This is a genomic window from Virgibacillus sediminis, from assembly GCF_042643265.1.
GTDB classification, from domain to species: Bacteria; Bacillota; Bacilli; order Bacillales; family Amphibacillaceae; genus Virgibacillus_O; species Virgibacillus_O sediminis.
In genome coordinates this window covers 1-784 of sequence record NZ_JBHRRZ010000025.1, presented here as the reverse complement: position 1 = coordinate 784, position 784 = coordinate 1, and the positions used below count along the sequence as shown (strand labels likewise).

Here is a 784-nt window from a genome sequence, read left to right as displayed (position 1 = left end):
TTCGAGGTGGAAGCGTGGTGACACGTGGAGCTGACGAATACTAATCGATCGAGGACTTAACTACATTCTTTACCATGTCACGGTATTTACTCTTATTTAGTTTTCAGGGTGCAAATCAACCCTATAAGGAAAGTTGTCTGGCGGCGATGGCGGAGAGGCCACACCTGTTCCCATGCCGAACACAGAAGTTAAGCTCTCCAGCGCCGATGGTAGTTGGGACTTTGTCCCTGCAAGAGTAGGACGCTGCCAGGCTGCTTTTTTTATATAATCTATTTGACCCTGTATAAGATTATGCTAAAATACATATAATATAAACACCATCCAATTACAATGTTTATTGATTATTCCACAGTAGCTCAGTGGTAGAGCTATCGGCTGTTAACCGATCGGTCGCAGGTTCGAATCCTGCCTGTGGAGCCATTTCTATGCTTCCATAGCTCAGCAGGTAGAGCACTTCCATGGTAAGGAAGGGGTCAGCGGTTCGAGTCCGCTTGGAAGCTTAGCCAACCAAAAAAAGCGTCTATATGAAGTGCACCCCAAAAGTTAGAGTCAAAAATCTAACTTTTGGGGTGTTTTATTATAGCTAAGTATAGTTCCACATTTAAGCTTCAAGTTGTGCGGGAGTATCTTGATGGGCCACTCGGGTACAGGTTATTAGCAAGCAAGTATGGAATTAAGTCAAGTACACAGCTTAGAAATTGGGTGAGCGTATACAAGAAACACGGCGCAGCCGGTTTAAATAGAAAGACAATCAAAGAGGCTTATTCTGTTCAATTTAAGATGG

Annotated in this window: 1 protein-coding gene, 2 tRNA genes and 1 rRNA gene; all 4 read left to right on the top strand. The window is 43.6% G+C overall.

Annotated elements, in window-relative coordinates:
- Positions 1-136: 136 nt before the first annotated feature.
- Positions 137-252: ribosomal RNA gene (gene rrf / locus ACFODW_RS12335) — 5S ribosomal RNA — on the top strand.
- A 93-nt stretch (positions 253-345) separates the two neighbouring features.
- Positions 346-420, top strand: a tRNA-Asn gene (locus tag ACFODW_RS12330).
- A gap of 7 nt (positions 421-427) precedes the next feature.
- Positions 428-500: transfer RNA gene (locus ACFODW_RS12325), tRNA-Thr, on the top strand.
- Between the two features lie 64 nt (positions 501-564).
- Positions 565-784 (top strand): transposase (locus ACFODW_RS12320; protein ID WP_390306892.1); only part of this gene is annotated, 220 nt, incomplete at its 3' end.